Origin of the sequence: Desulfovibrio sp. JC010 (genome assembly GCF_010470675.1) — a bacterium.
GTDB lineage: Bacteria > Desulfobacterota > Desulfovibrionia > Desulfovibrionales > Desulfovibrionaceae > Maridesulfovibrio.
The window spans coordinates 124,787-143,134 of the sequence record NZ_VOIQ01000010.1; the positions used below are offsets into that span (position 1 = coordinate 124,787).

At 45.2% G+C, this 18,348-nt stretch carries 17 protein-coding genes; 8 read left to right on the plus strand and 9 right to left on the minus strand.

The features are described 5' to 3' along the window. The first annotated feature begins 97 nt into the window (after window positions 1-97). Window positions 98-2,305, plus strand: coding sequence for a tetratricopeptide repeat protein (locus tag FMR86_RS12695; RefSeq protein WP_163351779.1), 2,208 nt, complete (start codon window positions 98-100; stop codon window positions 2,303-2,305). On the opposite strand, the gene asnB is transcribed toward FMR86_RS12695, so the two are convergent. From asnB to FMR86_RS12710, 3 genes are all read right to left on the minus strand, one after another. After that, a complete protein-coding gene (asnB, locus tag FMR86_RS12700) occupies window positions 2,295-4,208 on the minus strand; it encodes an asparagine synthase (glutamine-hydrolyzing) (RefSeq protein ID WP_163351780.1) in 1,914 nt (637 codons plus the stop codon). The two genes, FMR86_RS12695 and asnB, sit on opposite strands and share 11 nt — an antisense overlap. Window positions 4,209-4,457: 249 nt before the next feature. Next, on the minus strand, window positions 4,458-4,625 hold the full coding sequence (locus FMR86_RS12705; RefSeq protein WP_163351781.1) for a hypothetical protein: 168 nt from the start codon (window positions 4,623-4,625) through the stop codon (window positions 4,458-4,460). A gap of 116 nt (window positions 4,626-4,741) precedes the next feature. Beyond that, window positions 4,742-4,942: an HD domain-containing protein gene (locus tag FMR86_RS12710; RefSeq protein WP_275406894.1), complete on the minus strand. Its 201-nt coding sequence runs from the start codon at window positions 4,940-4,942 to the stop codon at window positions 4,742-4,744. Between the two features lie 484 nt (window positions 4,943-5,426). Here FMR86_RS12710 and FMR86_RS12715 point away from each other — a divergent pair, with 484 nt between their 5' ends. From FMR86_RS12715 to FMR86_RS12725, 3 genes are all read left to right on the plus strand, one after another. Continuing rightward, complete coding sequence (locus FMR86_RS12715) at window positions 5,427-6,572, plus strand: site-specific integrase (protein WP_163351783.1); 1,146 nt, start codon at window positions 5,427-5,429, stop codon at window positions 6,570-6,572. 98 nt (window positions 6,573-6,670) lie between these two features. Beyond that, window positions 6,671-6,979 carry a helix-turn-helix domain-containing protein gene (locus FMR86_RS12720; protein ID WP_163351784.1) on the plus strand — a complete coding sequence of 103 codons (309 nt, stop codon included), beginning with the start codon at window positions 6,671-6,673 and terminating at the stop codon, window positions 6,977-6,979. A gap of 9 nt (window positions 6,980-6,988) precedes the next feature. After that, window positions 6,989-8,242, plus strand: a complete 1,254-nt coding sequence (locus tag FMR86_RS12725; protein ID WP_163351785.1) for a type II toxin-antitoxin system HipA family toxin — start codon at window positions 6,989-6,991, stop codon at window positions 8,240-8,242. 36 nt (window positions 8,243-8,278) lie between these two features. Here the strand turns inward: FMR86_RS12725 and herA are convergent, their stop codons facing one another. The 3 genes from herA to FMR86_RS12740 form a co-directional block, all read right to left on the minus strand. Beyond that, complete coding sequence (gene herA, locus FMR86_RS12730) at window positions 8,279-10,015, minus strand: anti-phage-associated helicase HerA (protein WP_163351786.1); 1,737 nt, start codon at window positions 10,013-10,015, stop codon at window positions 8,279-8,281. An 18-nt stretch (window positions 10,016-10,033) separates the two neighbouring features. Continuing rightward, window positions 10,034-11,185 (minus strand): hypothetical protein, encoded by a 1,152-nt coding sequence (locus tag FMR86_RS12735; protein ID WP_163351787.1) that lies wholly within the window; start codon window positions 11,183-11,185, stop codon window positions 10,034-10,036. Between the two features lie 173 nt (window positions 11,186-11,358). Then, a complete protein-coding gene (locus tag FMR86_RS12740) occupies window positions 11,359-11,553 on the minus strand; it encodes a hypothetical protein (protein WP_163351788.1) in 195 nt (64 codons plus the stop codon). 322 nt (window positions 11,554-11,875) lie between these two features. Here FMR86_RS12740 and FMR86_RS12745 point away from each other — a divergent pair, with 322 nt between their 5' ends. Together FMR86_RS12745 and FMR86_RS12750 are read left to right on the plus strand one after the other, a co-directional pair. Next, on the plus strand, window positions 11,876-12,901 hold the full coding sequence (locus FMR86_RS12745; protein WP_163351789.1) for a hypothetical protein: 1,026 nt from the start codon (window positions 11,876-11,878) through the stop codon (window positions 12,899-12,901). Then, a complete protein-coding gene (locus FMR86_RS12750) occupies window positions 12,862-13,593 on the plus strand; it encodes a hypothetical protein (protein ID WP_163351790.1) in 732 nt (243 codons plus the stop codon). Before FMR86_RS12745 ends, FMR86_RS12750 begins: the two co-directional genes overlap by 40 nt. 133 nt (window positions 13,594-13,726) lie before the next feature. On the opposite strand, the gene FMR86_RS12755 is transcribed toward FMR86_RS12750, so the two are convergent. Together FMR86_RS12755 and FMR86_RS12760 are read right to left on the minus strand one after the other, a co-directional pair. Continuing rightward, a complete protein-coding gene (locus FMR86_RS12755; RefSeq protein WP_163351791.1) occupies window positions 13,727-14,026 on the minus strand; it encodes a hypothetical protein in 300 nt (99 codons plus the stop codon). 89 nt (window positions 14,027-14,115) lie between these two features. Then, the gene (locus tag FMR86_RS12760) at window positions 14,116-14,631 is read right to left on the minus strand and encodes a hypothetical protein (RefSeq protein WP_163351792.1); all 516 of its coding nucleotides are present in this window, start codon (window positions 14,629-14,631) and stop codon (window positions 14,116-14,118) included. A 456-nt stretch (window positions 14,632-15,087) separates the two neighbouring features. Between FMR86_RS12760 and FMR86_RS12765 the strand changes: the two genes are divergently transcribed. Both FMR86_RS12765 and FMR86_RS12770 read left to right on the plus strand, forming a co-directional pair. Then, a complete protein-coding gene (locus tag FMR86_RS12765) occupies window positions 15,088-16,254 on the plus strand; it encodes a site-specific integrase (RefSeq protein ID WP_163351793.1) in 1,167 nt (388 codons plus the stop codon). A gap of 508 nt (window positions 16,255-16,762) precedes the next feature. Continuing rightward, window positions 16,763-17,830 carry an SH3 domain-containing protein gene (locus FMR86_RS12770; protein ID WP_163351794.1) on the plus strand — a complete coding sequence of 356 codons (1,068 nt, stop codon included), beginning with the start codon at window positions 16,763-16,765 and terminating at the stop codon, window positions 17,828-17,830. Between the two features lie 18 nt (window positions 17,831-17,848). Here the strand turns inward: FMR86_RS12770 and FMR86_RS12775 are convergent, their stop codons facing one another. After that, entirely contained in the window at window positions 17,849-18,292 is a 444-nt protein-coding gene (locus tag FMR86_RS12775; RefSeq protein WP_163351795.1) for a hypothetical protein, read from the minus strand. Between the last annotated feature and the right edge of the window lie 56 nt (window positions 18,293-18,348).

The window sequence follows — 18,348 nt, forward strand, 5'->3', positions numbered from 1 at the left end:
AACTCCGGCCTTTTCTCCCAGCCGGATATCAGCTACCTTAAAAATCCAAACATTGGAGTATTTTCTAAAAAACCGCAAACATCGTCACCGGATCGCCATGCCATCTGCAGAAATTTCCACCGCTCTAATCGGTATCGTCGCATTGTGCTTTTTTCTTTACCGTCCCATGCTCGACAAGCCCTTTTCCGAAGATGACGGACAATGGCTGTATAATGCGCTGCTCAAAACCAGAAGCCCTGACACGAAGCACAAACAGCACCAGTCTCATGGCTATTTCGGCATCTCATGGATATTTTCCCGCGCATTCTCCGCATGGTCCAGCCCGGACTCCCGCGCCGCATATACAATTAAAGCTATATGGTACACCCTGACCGCCTGTTCCATATTCTGGCTGACCCTGCTCATCTGGCCTTCAGCTTTGACAGCGGGCATCGCCGCAACAATTTTCATTGTTGCCACCGCCCTGCCGAGTACATTATTCTTTTTTACATACGGGGAGCATTTTTTCCTGCTGCCCATCAACATCAGCCTCGCTCTGGTCATCATCGGCACTGCCGGAACATCTTTACCGCTCATCCTGCTGGCGGGAATCTTTTCAGCATGGTCCAACCAGATCAAAATAACGTCACTCCCCATCACTCTGGCAACACCGCTGCTCTTCCTTTTAGGGGGTGCTTTTTTTCCGATGCTCGGCCTTTTCTGGCTCGGCTATCTTCTAGTCACGGCAGCACCGATGCTGTTTATCAAGGACCGATACGAAAAACAGACATATTTTATGGCATTGTACGGTCCGGTGCTACTGTTTTTAATTATGGTTTTAAAAAAGATTAAGCTGCCTACAGTAAAAAAGATAACAAAAAAAGCATCACAGGCCGCCAAATACGACTCCCCGGTAACGCCTTATGCCAAGGCCATGATAACAAAATCACGCAATCGCAAGCTTGAGATTCTTTTAGAAAACATGAGCGCACCGGCATTGGATATGAGCCTGCCCCTGCTGCTCTGCTTTGCGCAGATTCCGCTTTGCCTGATACAGGGCGGGACCGCCCTTGTCCCGGCAGGGATGCTCTCGCTTTTCATCATCATGCAGCAATGCCAGCAGAACTACCATCCGCCGCACTTCAATCCCGTCTGGGTACCTGTCGCCATGCTTTCCGCCAAAACCGTGTCCGACCTCGTTTCAATGGGCGGTGCCACCGGAGCGGTCATCTCCGTATGCGTTGTCGCAGCATCTCTCTGGCTAGGCCGTGTGGCCTTTTGCCTCGTCCGCTCCCGTCAGGCAGAGCAGCGCATCGCAATAGGCGACATCGAGCCGCGCCTGTCCCTGCTATTCAAATTCGCAGAGCAGGTCGGCGCAGCCATCCGGAAAGCCACGCCGCAGGATGCTTCACTTTTTGTCTGGGGCGACCAGCCTTCCCTGTATCTTTACGCCAACCGCCGAAGCATTGATCCTCGCTACCTTTTTGTTTACGCCCATCATGGCGAGGCCATCCATTTGCCCTATCTACTCAAGTCCCTGACCCTAACTCCGCCGGACTACATCATTTTTTACAACTGGCGCATCCATGACGATTGGGACATGGAAAAGATACAAGCCCACACCATGACGCCATACACCAGTGCCGGAAACTTCAGCGTCCCCGGTGACGATGGAAAGCCCTATGTGGATGAATACGACTTCACATGGGACTTTCCACTCTATCAGCTCGACAAGGCAAAATACCATGAAACCCTGCTGGACCGGGCTCAATTCCTCTGCAAGATCAAAGGCCCCGGATACCACATCTACCCCGAGGTGGACCGTCTCTTTCCGGGACAACCGGAGCCCGCGCTTAAATATGATTTCTGGCGTTACCGGCAGATTCGCCCGCAGGCCATGGAAGATATTGAAAAACGTATCGCCGGGGCTGAAACTGCGGAAGAAACAATTTCCCTTCTGCACGTCAGAGCCATGATTGCATATGCTTCCGGAGACATCGATCAGGAATTGCAGACTTACGAAACAATCCTCAAATTAAACCCCATGGACATCCGTGCCATGGCGGAAGCAGGCGGCATTCTTCTGCGAAAAGGCGATATGTCCGGCGCGACGCGCCATCTTGCCCGCGCCACGGCTCTCGCTCCCTACTCCATCACAGCGGCAGCCAACTTCGCCCTGCTTACGGGAAAAAGCGGAGACATGGAGCAGTACACACTCCTGATGAACAGATGCCGTACGTTTCTGAACAACCTCGATCTTGTACCAACGGAAATCGAATCCTTTGAACGGATGTTCTCACTGGAATCCCTGCAGCCTACGGATTAAGCATGGCCCGGTATTCTGCGGCCCGGTCATGGAACAGGGTATGCCAGATCTCCAGACAAAGCAGTCCCCAGACCTTGCGGCTGAACGGGGCCGAAGTCCCCACGGCTTCCTGCACGGCCCCGGAATTCACATAGGAACGTCCACGCGCATTGTTTGTAAGAAACAAATCGCTCACGTATTCCCGAAGCTCGCCCCGATACCATTCCTTGAGGGGAACCGGGAAGCCCATTTTGTCCTCCCGGTTGACTATGGTATCCGGCAGGGTATCCGCAAAGGTGCTGCGCAGCAGGTGCTTGGTATGGCCTTCGAAGAATTTGACATTGGCCGGAACCGTGGCAACAAATTCAATGAGCGGATGATCCAGAAACGGCACCCGCGACTCCAGCCCGTGAGCCATGCTCATACGGTCCTCCACATGCAGCAGGGCCGGTAGCAAACACTTGAAATCATAGTGCGTCATTTTGTCGAAGTAGGCGTTGTTCTTCACATTATCGGCATTGTTGAAGATCGCGTTAAAAGATTCCACGGTCCGTTCACGGTCGAGATTCTCCCAGCGAATCTCCCGGGTGACATCCACGGCGCGGTCGATAAGACGGAGGTAGCGACTGTGCATGGGGTCAAACAAGCCTTCCTTCCAATGGGATTTAATCATGGGCTTGTATTGTTTGAGAATTGTGAGATTGGGAATGATGGATTCCGCAGTAACGACAAAATTACCGTCCTTATAAGTGCCGTCAATAGCTGCTTTGATACACTGTTCGAAATAGGCCAGAACATAGCGGGCGTAGCCGCCGAAAATCTCATCGCCGCCCTGCCCTCCGAGCACCACTTTCACATGTTCTGCCGCCAGAGAGGATACAGCATATTGCGGAAAAGATCCCGGCCCGGCCACGGGATGATCCAGATGATAGATGACCTTTTCAATATCGCGCAAAAAATCATCAGCGGTAATGTCCACCTGATGCAAATCCAGCCCCGCCGCCCGGGAGGCCGCAAGGGCGTAACTGCTTTCATCGTACCCCTTCGCACAGGTGAACTTGCCGTGAAAAGCTTTGGACATTCCATTATATCTTGCCCCGAGGATGGCCATCAGGCTGGAATCGATGCCGCCGCTTAAGTAGGACCCCACCTCCACATCGCTGCGCAGGTGCATGGCAACGGAATCGTGCATCAGCTCTTCGAGACGCTGTTCAAAATATCTGACTGAATGGTCTGTATCCGCTTCAAACCGGATGTCCCAGTACCGCTCAACACGCGCCTGTCCGCCAGTCAGAGTCAGGGTATGCCCCGGCAGGAGCTGGCTTATATCCTTAAAAAGAGTGCCCTCCCCAATGGTATACTGAAAGGTCAGGTATTCGCTGAGCGCATCAAGATCCGTGTCGATCTCCGGAAGCAGCGGCAACAGTGCCTTGATTTCCGAGGCAAACTGAAAAAGCGGCCCCACCCGGGCATAGTAGAACGGTTTGACACCGAAACGGTCCCGCGCACAGAAAAGACGCTGTTTTTTTTCATCCCATATGGCAAAAGCGAACATGCCCCGAAGATGGGTCACACATTCTCGCCCCCAGCGATCATAGGCCGCAAGGATGACCTCTGTATCACTGGCCGTGGTAAAATCCCAGTGGCCGGAAAGCTCATGGCGCAATTCAATATAATTATATATTTCACCGTTGAATGTAATTGTCGTGCCGCCATGCCCCCTCATGGGCTGCCCGGCATCATCGCTCAGGTCGATAATGCTGAGCCGCCGGTGGGCCAATCCCAAATATCCGTCAGGGTGTCTCCACACACCTCCGGCATCCGGCCCCCGGTGAAATTGCAGTTCCTGCACAACCTGAAGCCAGCGTTCGAGCACGGGGATATTCCCCCGCTCTGTATGTATCAAACCCGCTATGCCGCACATTCCGGTCTTTCCTATTGATCGTTAATAAAGTGTTGCCCTGTTTACGCTCATAAATACACACATTTACAGGACGCGCAACCTCTGGAGCGGAAGACGCGCAGTTCTCATGTTTCACGAAAAGGACATCAGCGGATCATCCCCGCACACGCGGGGAACACTGCATTCGGGTCAGCAAGGGGAAACCACCCTGCTTCGGTTCAACAACCGCAATATCAGCCCCAGCAAGTTCTCGTCCCCCCGACCAAGCATTTAAGAGCTTACGACGTAGGGAGATTGGCAAAGTAGCGGAAAGCAAAATGGCACTGCCGCCCTGCCTTCATCTTCAGATGATGCCCGCGACTCATTCATGGACATGATGCTGCCCAGATATTCATCATGCAGTGCCCTTCCGCCATGAGCAAGAGCAGCTACAGCCATAGGGGTAAAGACTCTGGGCCCTTGGCAGCCGACTTTTTCGTAAAGCCTATAAGCTCCCCAGAACTGGACACCCAGTTCAGTATGATGTTCCTTGCCGTTTGGTTCCGGGATGCCGTTCAGAGCTGCAAGCTCAGGCTTCTGGTGCTGAAAAAAAGGGAAAATTTCCCCAGATCATGAATACAGGCCAGATAAACCAGCAGTTCTTCAGTAAAATCAGGATCAAGCGGCGACAACTTAGAAACCCTGGCCCGCAAAGCAGGATCAGCACGCAGCATAACCTTAATCACCGCAGCAACTTCGATGCAATGACGGCGCAGATGATGCCACTACCCGTCTTCAAATGTTTTTCCCCAGTACTGCATGACGCCCCCTCTATAATATTCGCTAAATCACAAACACACCCTAGCAAGGATGTATACACGAATTTTTCATTTTTTTTCCAAACCTAAACCAGGGTAAGATCAGCCCCAACAAAAAAAGGACTCACAGCCATAAAGCTGTAAGTCCTTGTATTATCTGGTACCGGGAGCGAGACTCGAACTCGCAAGGGCGTGAACCCGGCGGATTTTGAGCACTGAATTCAACTGTTTATCCGGACTTAATCCAGCCATAAAGTCTTTATTTAAAAGAATTTACTTCTTTAACTGAGCTTGTTTGATTTCCCCATAATTTACTGTATTCTGCCCTCATTTATGGGGAATAGTATGGGGAATACAGCTTCCCCACCCTGCGTATCCAAACGGGTGTGAGCATACTTTTCTCCCCATAATTCCCCACAAACCAGCTCAAAAAGGAAGACAGATGGCCGCAGTTAAAAGGCACAAAACCGCATATAAAGGCGTGTTCTACATTGACAGTAAAAATCAGGTCACCGGGGTAAAGGAAAAGATCTACTACATCCGCTACTATAAAGATGGAAAGTCCATTGAAGAAAAAGCCGGACGCCAGCATCAGGATCAGATGACACCCGCCAAGGCAAACCGCTTGCGGGTGCTGCGCATTGAAGGAAAAATTGACTCCAACAACGAGCGTAGGAAGAAAGTCCGGGCTGAGCGCAACAGAATGACCGTAGGCCGGATCTGGGAAGCTTTTTATGACGCCAAGCAGGAAAACAAAAGCATCAGGGATGACCGCAACCGCTGGCAGAACTACCTGCTCAAGGATTTCGGGAAAAGGATTCCTGAAGAAGTCGTCACCACCGACATCGACCGCCTGCGCCGCAAATTACAGAATAAAGGACTTACTCCCGGCACAGTCAAGCAGGGGCTTGTCCTGCTCAAGCGTATTCTGAATTTCGGAGCAAGGCGCGGGATGTGCCAGCCCATCAATCCCGGCAAGCTCTATTTTGAAATGCCGCGCCTGAACAACATAAAGACTGAAGACCTCACTCCCGCGCAGCTCGCCGCGCTTTTGGACTCCATTGAAAATGACCGCAACCAGAAAGCATCCTCCATAATGCTTATGGCCCTTTATACGGGGATGAGAAAATCCGAAATTTTCAATCTGGAATGGAACCATGTTGATTTCGAGCGCGGCTTCATCCTGCTCAAAGACCCAAAGGGCGGGCAGGATCAGCGCATACCGATCAATAAGTCTGCGCGTTCCATTCTGGAAAAACAACCACACACAGATTGTGAGTTTGTCTTTCCCGGCAGATACGGTGGTCCCACAAAAGACCTGCGTGTTCCATTCCGCAGAATCTGCGATAACGCCGGGTTGCCCAAAGACTTCCGGCCCATGCACGGGCTGCGGCATGTCTTTGCTTCCACCCTTGCCAGCTCCGGGCAGGTGGATATGTACACCCTGCAAAAGCTGCTCACCCACAAGACACCATCAATGGTTCAGCGGTATGCCCACTTGCGGGATGACGCCATGATCCGGGCCAGCGAGATTGCTAACATTTCTTATGAAGATATGAAGAAGCGTGCTCCAAGGAAATCAAATTAAACGGTAGTCCATAAAATTACCGCCCTTGACCTACTAGCAATTAATGCCTAATATTTTAGTCACAGATCAAACTAAAGACTATTTTAGTAGGCATTAAAATGAAAAAGAAGTTACCTATAAAATTGCGCAGCAGCCTTAAGGCCCTCGGTGAATCCTTAAAAAACGCAAGGATTCGCCGCCGCCTGAAGATGGTCACAGTTGCCGACCGCGCCGGGGTCAGCAGGGAGACTCTTGCCAAAATTCAGCGTGGTGATCCCGGTGTCAGCATGGGCAACTATGCTGCCGTAATCTTCGCCCTCGGCCTCGGTACGGATTGGATGAATCTGGCTGATATAACCGAGGACAAGGTCGGGCAGGCTCTTGAAGAGGAACGGTTGCCCAGCCGAGTGCACGAGATATCGAGTTAGGACAGAAAAATGCCAAAAGAAATATTTGTACATATAGACCTTCAGGGCGAAACACATTTCGTGGGGCGGCTGTGGATTCATTCCGGTCAACGCGGCGAAAGCGCATCTTTTGAATATTCCCGCCAATGGCGTCAATCACCCATAAGCTTTTCCCTTGAACCGACTTTGAATCTCGGCGAAGGCTCTTTCCATACCCCAGCAGGCAAATCGCTTTTCGGCTCTATCGGAGATTCAGCTCCGGACCGCTGGGGCCGTGTGCTCATGAAACGGCTGGAGGCCAGAAACGCCAAGGCTGAAAAACGCACCCGCCGCATGTTGCATGATTCCGACTTCCTGCTCATGGTTAACGATCTGGCCCGGCAGGGAGCATTGCGCTTTGCCGAACAGGAAGGCGGCCCTTTTCTGGCAACGGACGAGGAAGCCGCAATCCCGCCCATGGTTGAGTTGGGGCGGCTCATGGCAGCATCCAGCCGCATCTTGGAAAACAAGGAACTGGATCAGGACATTCAGGATCTGGTTGCCCCCGGTGCGTCACTCGGTGGAGCACGCCCCAAGGCATCCATTATAGATACGGACGGCAAGCTGCTGATTGCCAAGTTCCCCAGTCCCACCGATGAATGGGATGTGGAATTATGGGAATATCTCGCCTTCCAGATGGCAAAAAAGGCCGGGATACCAACGCCGGAAGTTATGCTCAAAAAAGTCGGAGGACAGAACGTGCTCCTGCTCCACCGCTTTGACCGCACCGCAGGCAAGCGCATCCCGTTTCTATCGGCAATGAGCATGCTCGGCTATTCTGACGGCGAACAAGGAAGCTATCTGGAAATCGGCGAAGCACTGAGCGAATACGGAGCCAGCACCACCGAAGACCTCAAAGACCTCTGGCGGCGGATTGTCTTCAACATCATGATTTCAAATGTGGACGACCACCTGCGCAACCACGGCTTCCTCTATGCCGGATCAGCAGGCTGGCGGCTCTCCCCGCTCTACGATCTGGAACCGACCCCGGAACATGAAAAACCGCGCATCCTGCACACCTTCATCGACCTTGATGACGGCACAGCTTCCCTTGATCTCGCCTATTCAGTTATCGAAGAATTCGGCCTCTCACTTAAAGAAGCAAAAGCCATTGCCAAGAAGGTTGCCCAAGCCACCCAAAGCTGGGCCAACGATGCCGCACGACTGGGGGCCAGCAAGGCTGAGATTGAAATGATGCAGTCTGCTTTTGAGCATGAGGATTTGCGGAGTGGGTTGAGGGGGTAGGTAACCCACCCCCGTCTCAGCTAATGGCTATTAAGCCTACTTACTCCATTTCTTAGTTAACTCCTCAAAATCAACATCTCTCCATGCCTGTTTCCACTCTTCAAGGTATGGCACATCTGCTGACGAAGGTTCAGGATCACATTTATCAATTTTTACGACAGATGGAAGCACAACAGCCTCACCAATAAGGATACCTTCACCTGCTCTAAGCGAAGGTAGGCTGTCAGTAAGGTTTCCTAATGTGTCTGGAAGCAATCTTTTTACGTAGCGTTGATCGTCTGGATTGGTGAGACGCATAGCTATGAAGTTGCTGCACTGCGAAAATATTGTTTCAGAGACCTCAGAAGGACGCTGTGTTGCTATAAGCAAACTAACTCCATATTTTCTCCCCTCCTTGGCAATAGCCTCAATCGCTTTCTGGGAAGATTTATAACGCGCAAGATCACTTTTCGGGGCATATTTATGTATTTCTTCATAAACAAGCAAAAGAGGAGTCTCAACAGTATTGCATATTTTCTTATAATAATATCCATATTCATGAAGAAGCCTTGAAATCAAAGAAACTGTTATGCTTAATACTTCAAAGGGAACCCCACTCAAATCAATAATACTTACGTTACTTTCATTTCCTTCTCGATAGCCTATCAACTGCTTTAAAACATCTTCGAAAGTCATATTTTTAGCAGCATCCCCAAACAGAAATTCTAGCCGATCATTACTAATTTTACTTTCAAGTCTAGATATGAATTTAGTTAAAGTGCCATCAGCATATGCGCCCTTCTTACTAGTCCTTTGCTTGTAAGTAAATTTGTAGTCCGTAGTAAAATATGCACATAACTTTTCTTGTTCACTATCAAAACACTTCTCTTGATTATCAACATAGATCTTAGTTGGATCATCACCCATAGTACATTCGCTAGCCAAACTTTTAATACAACTAGCGACTTCATCTATGTCAAAAAAAACAGGGCTATCAAAAAATATTTTATCTACTTCAGGATGATGATGTTTTTTATTCGTAACGATTACGTTGCGCAGGACTGAAGCCTGATTGTAGTTATTAAAGTCTCCAGATTCCAAAAAAAGTTCTTCAAGCTCTTCTGCATTAAACAACCAGTATGGAAGAGATAGGCCGTCAATAGTTATAATGTTAGCATCAGGAAATGCTTTCTGATACTCTGAATGAATATCAAATACAACGATATGCGAATTATTTAATCCATCAAAACCAGTTGCGCGTGCAGAAATTGCATTTTGTACTATTCTAGCAACTGAATGAGATTTACCTGACCCCGTAGATCCGACAACAGCAATATGTTTATTAAAGAACTTATTACCATCAACTGGAACTTTTATATTTTCCTGTTGAGCAAGGCTGGCAAAAACAAACTTTTCTTCATCGCTAACACTGTTCTCGAAAATACTTTTGATGGCATCAAAGCTTGCAGGTCTTACACTTGTAGGGGGAATTGCTATGGTATCTCCACCACGTTCAAATTTGCCATTTTCAACGATTCCTAACGGCATAGCCTCAATAATATATACGCGCTTTGTATCAACATTTCCGGCGTCATCTTTGATTTCTTTCAATTCAATCGAAAAACTTTCAATCGCAGCAACTAGTCTATGATTTTCATCATCGGAAACTTCAAGATAAGAACCTACTTTTAACTTTTCACCGGGGATACAAAAATCATGGATGGCATCAACTGAAATTTTAATCTTATCTGGATAAACACCTATGACTTCTGCAATAACTTTTTCTTCAGACATGACAGACTCCTTAAATAACTAAATCATTTTTCCTATATCACCAAGGTCTTGGATTTGAATCTTTACGTGTTTAACATCAGCATCTATCTTAATCGGTGTTGAGCAAAAAAATTGAAAAATTTCCTTTGGCCGATTGGCAACCTCAAAGGTTTGAAAAATTTCATCAACACTATGAATAAAAAACATATCAAAACGATCCGTCTTAGATTGAATTTCAACCAACAATTTTGGATCAAAAGAAGCCCCTTTAAAATAATGCCCATCTTTAAAACTTTTACCTGCGGCACGAATCTTCTCTTTAAGCTCAATTAGCTGATTCTCCTTGATACGGAGGAAAAAAAACGGGGAACATCTTTCAGTATTAGGGATTCTATCAGAATGCTTACCCCATTTCATTGCAATATCATAAAGGACATGTCTTAAAAGATGAGATTCCCACTCCACCGGGGGTTCAATAATAAATATGCGTTCTTTGGCATCAATATGTTGGCGTTTAAAGTATTGTTTGTGTATATGCTTTTGAAATTTATCCTTACCTAAAAATTCAACATAAGCAGTCCTGAAAATAACATCCTTTGCAGTGGCAACCAATTTATCAAGCTCATCCTTAGAGCATACTCGCTCCCCAGCTTGTTCTAATTTATATTTAAGAACTAGTCGTTCAAGATGTGAAACCATCATAGCATGGTAGCAACATGCATCATTTTCATCACAATTATAAGACCGCGAAATTTCTGTTATTAAAATTTCAAACTGCTTCTTAAAGTCTGGAGCATAAATAAGTTTAAACTTCTCAACAAACTTACCTTTTATGGCAGCATCAAACTTGCCCTGCTCTTTCCCAAGATAGGAATTCAACATATCTATATCAAATAGAATCGTTTTTTCACCAGATCCTGCAAAATAAGCATATATACAATACCCTAGCTCTGAATTTTCACTAAAATCAGTAAGTAATTTGATAATAATATTTTTTATTTTCTGCTTTTGTTCAGAGGCAGTGTATTCACGTCCATAATATTTAACCTGAATTGCGCAATCTTCATAATTATGGTCTTGCAAGTGTTCAATTTGATAAACCCTATCTGGATTCTGAATCATATCCAACAGGGCTTTATCAAATTGATAGGCGAACCCTCGAATCGCTATATATCCGCCATCTTCCTTCATTCGAACTATCCCTTTCTTAGTCTACTAAAACCAAATTTAACTGAACTTAATTTCACGCAAAAACTTATACTCCTCTCAAATTAATTTGTATAGCTATTTTATAACAACGCCATCCCGGTTAATATTTAATCACCGAACCATTTTAGTTCGAAATTGTTTTGCCATCTTCCCCCTCACCCGCGCAACCTCGTAAGCTTCCGCAAAACATCTTCCAACTCGCTCTGCAAGTCCCGGCAACCCTGAACCTCCCTTTCCAACTCCGAGATCCTGCGCCCCTGCGCATCTATTTTCAGGTCTTGCTCTTTCAGACGGCGGGACTGCTCCATTCGGGCTAGGGCCTCCGATAAGCTCTTCGATAATTCGTTCATGATCTACCTCCGCAATAAAACGGCTGGACCACCAAGTTCTGTGAGAACACGACAGAACTTGACGATGAAATTCCAATACTATCAACAGGTAAGGAGTTTTTGACTTAGGAGGCTCTAGATTCTGAAAAAATCTGAAATTGATGGACAGAAGTTGTTTCTGGGCTACCTGAATCAGCAATTTTTCATCTTTCTTCCGGGACGGACACTGGCAAGTCATTCCATGTCCGACCTCCCGGCTAGTTTATAAGTATCAGGGGAAAAGTCGCTTTTGAACCGCTGGGGCTCATAGCACATCCCCGGAATTATAAACTATGGAGGAAAGATGAAATCTTTCAATCATTACAAAATGGAACTGAGGCCCCGTAGCGAACTGACAACCGGACTCGTACTGTACGGTGAGACCGAACCTGCGGAAATGCAGATTGAAAATCTCTGGAAAATTGTTGACCGCAGAACAGGTGAAGAGCTTGCAGACCCAAAACCTGACTTTGATGAATTCTCATCCTCTGACCGCATGTATCCCTCCATGATGAAGCCGGAAGTCAAACGTCGCTGGGACCTGAAAAATTATGAATGGGAAGAAACCAAAGCTCAACATGCCAAACTGAGACGCATGGTCCATGCGCAGTTCATGGAACAGAACCCCAACATGCCTATAGTTCAAAAACTGAAAAAGACGACCTACGGAAACAAAATTCAAAATGAATTCAAAAACTATATCAATACTAGAAATAGTGACCTGTATGAATTTTACCAAGAGGAGCCGGATGCTGTTGACAGCAATAGTCTACAAAACCAAATAAATCCTTATGTTGAGAACAAATATAGAAACATGAACTCCACTTCAAAAACTCCCCCCAAAAAGACTGAAAGCAATAGCACTCTGCACACATACTGGACTGTACACCCAAAATCCAAAGCATGCATAAAATGCAAAGAAATGACTGGCTATAGACACAATGAAGAACCTGAACGTCCGCATCCCAACTGCAAATGTGAGATACGCAAGCACACTTCAAAGAAAAAACCTAAAGATGATGCAAGGTCCAAAGAGTACACTATCAACGGTTCCGTGAGTTCCCAGACTTCATTTTGGGCCAAAAAATTTATTGCAGGACAAAGCCTGCAAATTAAAGTTAGAAATATGGGGCCTTCAGTGCTGGGAGGTGTAGATATTTCAGTAGATGGATCATCTGCAATAAACCCAGCCCATATCCCGATAGGTACCAGCAAGACTTACAGGATATCACAATTTGGGAAAGTTCCTGTCACATGGGACCTTGAAATAAAACCAGCAGGAGTTGATAATTGCTTCTTTACTTTCGAAATATATTCCACATGGGACTGATAAGCACTCTGCTTCTTACCGCTCTCTGCTCAACAGTTCATGCGGACACAACCTTCAAACTAAACTGCCAAGACGTAAAAAAAATAAACATCTACGAAGTCGATGGAGAAACAGCACCGAGAATTAATGTAAAGCCTGATGAGTGCTACTATAGGGTACAGGTGACATTAAATCGAAAAGCAGTAATAAGACTTAAAAATTCTGCGCAATTCTCCAACTGTACAGAATTTTTAATCGATGGGTATGTTCATACGCACCTAATGCGCTTTGATGTGAACATCAACGATGAAATTCTGAAAGGATTTGTCCCGGACCTTAAAAACACCAAAATGAATCGCAACATGTACTTCTTATTTATGGAATTAACTAAAAAAGATGCCATCAAAACAGCAAAAAAAATATGTGCAGACTTTGAACCGGACATATTCCCACTTCGCGAGTTAAAACAAGCTTTGGGGATAGGCGATGACTACAGCGACTGCCAAGGAATAGAAGCTCCATATGAAACAGCCCAAGGAATGATCAATGAATGCGTTAAACGCATTAAAACCGGGTTGAGTTGCGAAGAATTCAGGCTCAATTGCAATCCTGTTTCCACAGACAAAAGAATAAGCCCCAATAAACGGCCATCGGTAATATTACCCGCTGAAGCAGCATCTTCTTATTTAAAGCTAAAAAAAAAATCGCAATAAAAAAACGGCTCAAAATCATCTAAGCCCTTGGACTTCGGTCCGGGGGCTTTCTCAACTAAATTAACCGGGACAATATGGACAAAATGGACAGAAATCGAATTTTGTCCATATTGTCCATTTTGTCCCGTGGTTTTTATTTTGGTTTGTTGCCCTCGTGCCTGAACTCGGCAGGAAGGTTTTCACGGAATTCTTCGATCACAGAATTGGCAGGTCTGACCATTTCCAGTTTCTGGATGTAGTCCTTGGCTATAACTTTATCAGCGATGACTTTATATTCTTTGTGTGGGAACTGCTTTTTCGCTGTCGGGTCAGCGACCATTTCAAGGATCATGTTGGCGAAGAAGAATCCTTCTTTGCGTGCGCCTTTCAATGCTTTCTCAGCCTTGCCACAACGCGCTTTCAAAGTTTTTGTGTCTTTCAGCTTCTTTTCCAACTCTTCAATCTGTAAATCTTGTGCTGCTCCGCCTAAGTCTGATTTTGATGAAAACCTAGGATACTTCTGCTCAATCTGCTCAACTTCATCTAAGTCAAAAAAACACCGCTCATCAAAAGACGATTCAATCTTTCGGCCTGACGGAAAAATGAGGAATAAAAATAACGCAGCAATGAGAATTTTTGGGAATTATACTCAAATTGAAAATAGACATGCAATCTGGTTTCAAGAATAGCATTTGTAAAATCAGCACTAGACGTTCTGTCCCATCGAACTCTCAGTTCTGAGGCTGATATTCTACGCGGAACTTCATACTTTACGAACCAGTTCAAGCCCTCAGCAAAATAAGATACCACACGATTGAGCAACCAAATTGTTCCGCAAACAATCACGGTACACACAAAAGCATAAGCTAAAAACGCCATGTTCGAAGGATTCGGCCCATATTGAACCAAAAGAACAGACCCAATCAAGCTAAGGAACAGGATAACTGCATCTATCCATTTATCTTCACCCAGCTCGTCTTTAAGTGGTTGAATCAAAATTTCACGGTTTGTTTCTTTAACAGGTTTGGACTTGGTCTTAACACCTTGCGGTTCATTCATGCTCAATCTCTCCATAGTTTTATCGGGCTTAGCCATCATTAACCGAGCTGAATCTTATTTACAAATAACAAACTAATTAACTGAACTCACTCAGTAAATTTAATATGGGGAACAGCAAGCAGAAAAAGTTTCGATTTAATCAAACTTTTTTCACTTTTTTGAATTTTATGGGGAAGAGTGTGGGGAAGTCTGTTTTGGACATAAAAAAAGGGCCTTTCGCTTTTTGCGAAAAACCCTTTAATTTCAAGTGGTACCGGGAGCGAGACTCGAACTCGCAAGGGCGTGAACCCGGCGGATTTTGAGTCTGTAGAATATCTATCAGCACCCTTCACTACTTTTAACAATTAACTTGTAATATCAATGATTAACTCATAGTATAACGTCATCACATTTCATCTCTTAACATCTCCTTTAAGCTCAAAAAGTGGGGCATAAGTGGGGCACGGAGAACATAGCATGGCAGAGAAAAAACAACCTACCAGTTTCAGAGGTGTTCGATTCAGACCACACCAGACACGTCGACATGGCGTCAGAAAAGACCGCGACTACTTCATACGCTATACGACCGCAGAAAAAAAGGTCGAAGAATCTGTTGGATGGTCCTCTGAGGGAATGACCGCTGAAAAGGCGTCAATTATACGCAATGAACTGATTCAAGCCAATAAGCTCGGTCGCGGTCCTAGAACCTTAAAAGAGCGGCGGGACCAAGAGACACGTGAACGGGCGAAACAAGATCGAGAGAACGTCACATTTTCAGATTTTTTTCATAATACATATTACCCCCAAGCTCAGCTGGCTAAAGCTCCTAAGACTCATAAGGGAGAATTTCAGCATGTACGGGACTGGATTGCTCCCGTTGTCGGGGATATGATCATAAAGGAGATTACGCCTGACGACCTCGCCATAATTGTTCAGAATTTAAATGACAAAGGGAGATCAAAAAGAACGATTCAGCATGTATTAAGCACTTTTCGAATCGTCTGGAACCACGCCAAAGAGCGCAATCTGGCTTCAGGAGACTGTCCACGGAAAGCGATAAAACTGGGCAAAATTGATAACGAAAGAACACGCTTTCTCAAACCAGAAGAAGTAAAAATTCTTCTCGAAGAAATCGCGAGCCGCGACACACGCGCTCACGACCTGACACTCGCCGCAGTAAACACAGGGGCACGCTTGGGAGAACTTAGCTCTCTCACATGGAGAAATGTTGACCTTGTCAGACGAACACTAACAGTCATCCATACCAAGACACACAAACCGCGCACTTTTCCTATGACAGATGATCTTTTCAATATGCTGTCACGACAAGAACAAGGAAGTGGTGCTGACCTTGTCTTCCCCAATAACAAAGGTGAAAAATGGAAAGAGCAACCTTGGGCATTCAGAGAAACCGTTAAAAAATTGGGATTTAACGATGGCATTGAAAGCTCTAAAGAAAGGCTTTCATTCCACAACCTCAGACATACAGCAGCGACACTAATGCTCATTGCTGGAGTTGACATAAGAACACTTCAAGACCTTTTCGGCTGGTCAACTACACAAATGGCTGCTCGGTATACGCATACAGTCAACGCGACAAAATCTAAGGCAGTGGAGGGACTGGGGAGAATTCTTTCGGGATGATTTAGGATACCCCGAAACTCTTAATCCGTTATTCAAGGCTCAAGTCCTTGGTGGCCTACCACGGTAAATACAGGGTGTTAGACGTTTAGCCTAACGCCTTTTATTTTTTGTTTTTCCGGGTTGTACAACTCCTGTACGACCTTTTCACATGACGCTGAGTGACAAAGGGTGACTGTTCTTATCCGCCTACCCAAAAATTATGTCTGATTGTTGGGTTGGTATCCATTTTTAGGTGTGCCTTGCGGCTGCCACCCATTCTTATCGATTCTTTGCCTCTACAAGGCCGTACAAGAGCTTAACATCTCTCACCGTAACTCTGGCTTCTCCTCAATGCTTCTTATCCTTAGATCCTAATTCTCAGCTTGGGTAAAATATTCGTTATGAATATTTTTTGTGAGATGGTGCTAGTGAACAGGGCATGCGATTCAAATAGCTTGTCGTGTTTTTCCCTTCACTAGACACTCCATAATAATGGAGATAATGCTCATGTGAATTATAAGGAGGAACGATGGACAATTTACCTTTTCATGCTTTTGAAATGTTTGATAATTCTGCATTTAATTCTGTTGTTAATATTGGCAGTGCTGTCAGCGAGTATAACTCAATGATTGATAGAGTGATTCCTCCGAGCATGCAGAAGCAACTAGATACTTTCTCAACGTTTCAAAGCAGTCCGTTCGCAAGTGTGCCCACAATTGGTGACGTCATAAAAAATGCTGGCGTTGGCGACGTCATAAAAAATGCTGGTATTGGGGATGCCATAAAAAATACTGAGATTGGTGGAGCAATAAAAGCAGCCATGATTGGAAACACTGCTATTTTGAGGGGGGCTAGAGAAGCACTGTATGGAGTAGAAGTTGGCGATTCTGTTAAGGCTTTCGGCAACACGCAGCTCCTCGGTTCATCTGCTTTTGAGAATTGGTGTAACGGTCAATCTGATCATTTGCAGGCATTTTTAAGCAGTTATGATTGGGGAGCAATTTCTAGGAAGACGTACGCATGCATTTATGATGAAAACAACCTAGTAAGTGATGAGGAGTTCGGGGAAGCATCTGATTACATTGCAGAGACTGTTAATCAAACATTAATTCTAAATGAAAATACTTGCACTATTAAAGAAAGTTTTTTCGTATTTTGGATAGGTGTAGTTGATCAAATATATTTGCAGATTGAATATTTTAAGAGAGAATTAGTCAAACCAAATGTTATAGCTGTAATAGAATTTGTTCTTACTACTATAGTTGCTTGCATCATTCAGAATTTGTGGAACACTTGGTATTATCCTAGCTCTTCCTTAACTGCCAATGAACTGCGAATAGAGTTGAAGGCAGTAAAAGAGGAGCTAAAACAAGGCGGTTACAATCTCTATAGTGTTCGTGTTGTAAAAGTGAAGACATCTTTAAGGGTTCATAGTAATCCAAAGTTGAAAAGCCCTGTCGTCTACAGGTTACGACCTGCTGTTGCCGTACAAGTCATAGACACAAAAGGAAAAATGGCATTAATCCTGTATAGAGATCCCCTGTCAGGAGATGCTATATCTGGATGGGTTGCGAAGAAGTATCTGGTGAAAGTTTAAAAGGTTTATTTGCAATCCTCAATCTTGTGGAGAGATATCAATAATGCCTTTAAGTAATCCCTCAAATGCAAAGCTAATCTCTACAATGTGTACAGAGTCAGAATCTGCAACATTGTCAATTATATGATTTTTTTCGCACATTAACTTTGCTCTTTCGTATGTGTCTGGAAATAAATCTTTGTTCTTTTCAAGAAATGACAGTGTTGCAAGTATGTACCCTCGATGAGTGTAATGCATATTACGGTTTTCGACCATTTGTTGTGCAGATTTTTTGGCATTAATCGTACGGCTATATTTATTGTAATAATTTACGCCAACTCCGACTGAGACAATAAACATAAAAATATAAATGGCATGAATCAATTTCGTGTTTTTATTGTTCCTTGGAATCAACAAACTTGCGATTGAAGCGACACTACCAGTAAGTCCTACAGTTAAATTCACTGCATTAAAAATATCCATAGTTCAATCCATATTTTCTGAGTCTTGTTATCGTGAAATCTTGATATTCATTTTCA

What these genes read in the sequence shown, in the direction of transcription:
- FMR86_RS12695 (WP_163351779.1), top strand. Translation starts at nt 98, where the DNA reads ATGCCATCTGCAGAAATTTCCACCGCTCTAATCGGTATCGTCGCATTG.
- asnB (WP_163351780.1), bottom strand. Translation starts at nt 4,208, where the DNA reads ATGTGCGGCATAGCGGGTTTGATACATACAGAGCGGGGGAATATCCCC.
- FMR86_RS12705 (WP_163351781.1), bottom strand. Translation starts at nt 4,625, where the DNA reads ATGGCTGTAGCTGCTCTTGCTCATGGCGGAAGGGCACTGCATGATGAA.
- FMR86_RS12715 (WP_163351783.1), top strand. Translation starts at nt 5,427, where the DNA reads ATGGCCGCAGTTAAAAGGCACAAAACCGCATATAAAGGCGTGTTCTAC.
- FMR86_RS12720 (WP_163351784.1), top strand. Translation starts at nt 6,671, where the DNA reads ATGAAAAAGAAGTTACCTATAAAATTGCGCAGCAGCCTTAAGGCCCTC.
- FMR86_RS12725 (WP_163351785.1), top strand. Translation starts at nt 6,989, where the DNA reads ATGCCAAAAGAAATATTTGTACATATAGACCTTCAGGGCGAAACACAT.
- herA (WP_163351786.1), bottom strand. Translation starts at nt 10,015, where the DNA reads ATGTCTGAAGAAAAAGTTATTGCAGAAGTCATAGGTGTTTATCCAGAT.
- FMR86_RS12735 (WP_163351787.1), bottom strand. Translation starts at nt 11,185, where the DNA reads ATGAAGGAAGATGGCGGATATATAGCGATTCGAGGGTTCGCCTATCAA.
- FMR86_RS12740 (WP_163351788.1), bottom strand. Translation starts at nt 11,553, where the DNA reads ATGAACGAATTATCGAAGAGCTTATCGGAGGCCCTAGCCCGAATGGAG.
- FMR86_RS12745 (WP_163351789.1), top strand. Translation starts at nt 11,876, where the DNA reads ATGAAATCTTTCAATCATTACAAAATGGAACTGAGGCCCCGTAGCGAA.
- FMR86_RS12760 (WP_163351792.1), bottom strand. Translation starts at nt 14,631, where the DNA reads ATGAATGAACCGCAAGGTGTTAAGACCAAGTCCAAACCTGTTAAAGAA.
- FMR86_RS12765 (WP_163351793.1), top strand. Translation starts at nt 15,088, where the DNA reads ATGGCAGAGAAAAAACAACCTACCAGTTTCAGAGGTGTTCGATTCAGA.
- FMR86_RS12770 (WP_163351794.1), top strand. Translation starts at nt 16,763, where the DNA reads ATGGACAATTTACCTTTTCATGCTTTTGAAATGTTTGATAATTCTGCA.
- FMR86_RS12775 (WP_163351795.1), bottom strand. Translation starts at nt 18,292, where the DNA reads ATGGATATTTTTAATGCAGTGAATTTAACTGTAGGACTTACTGGTAGT.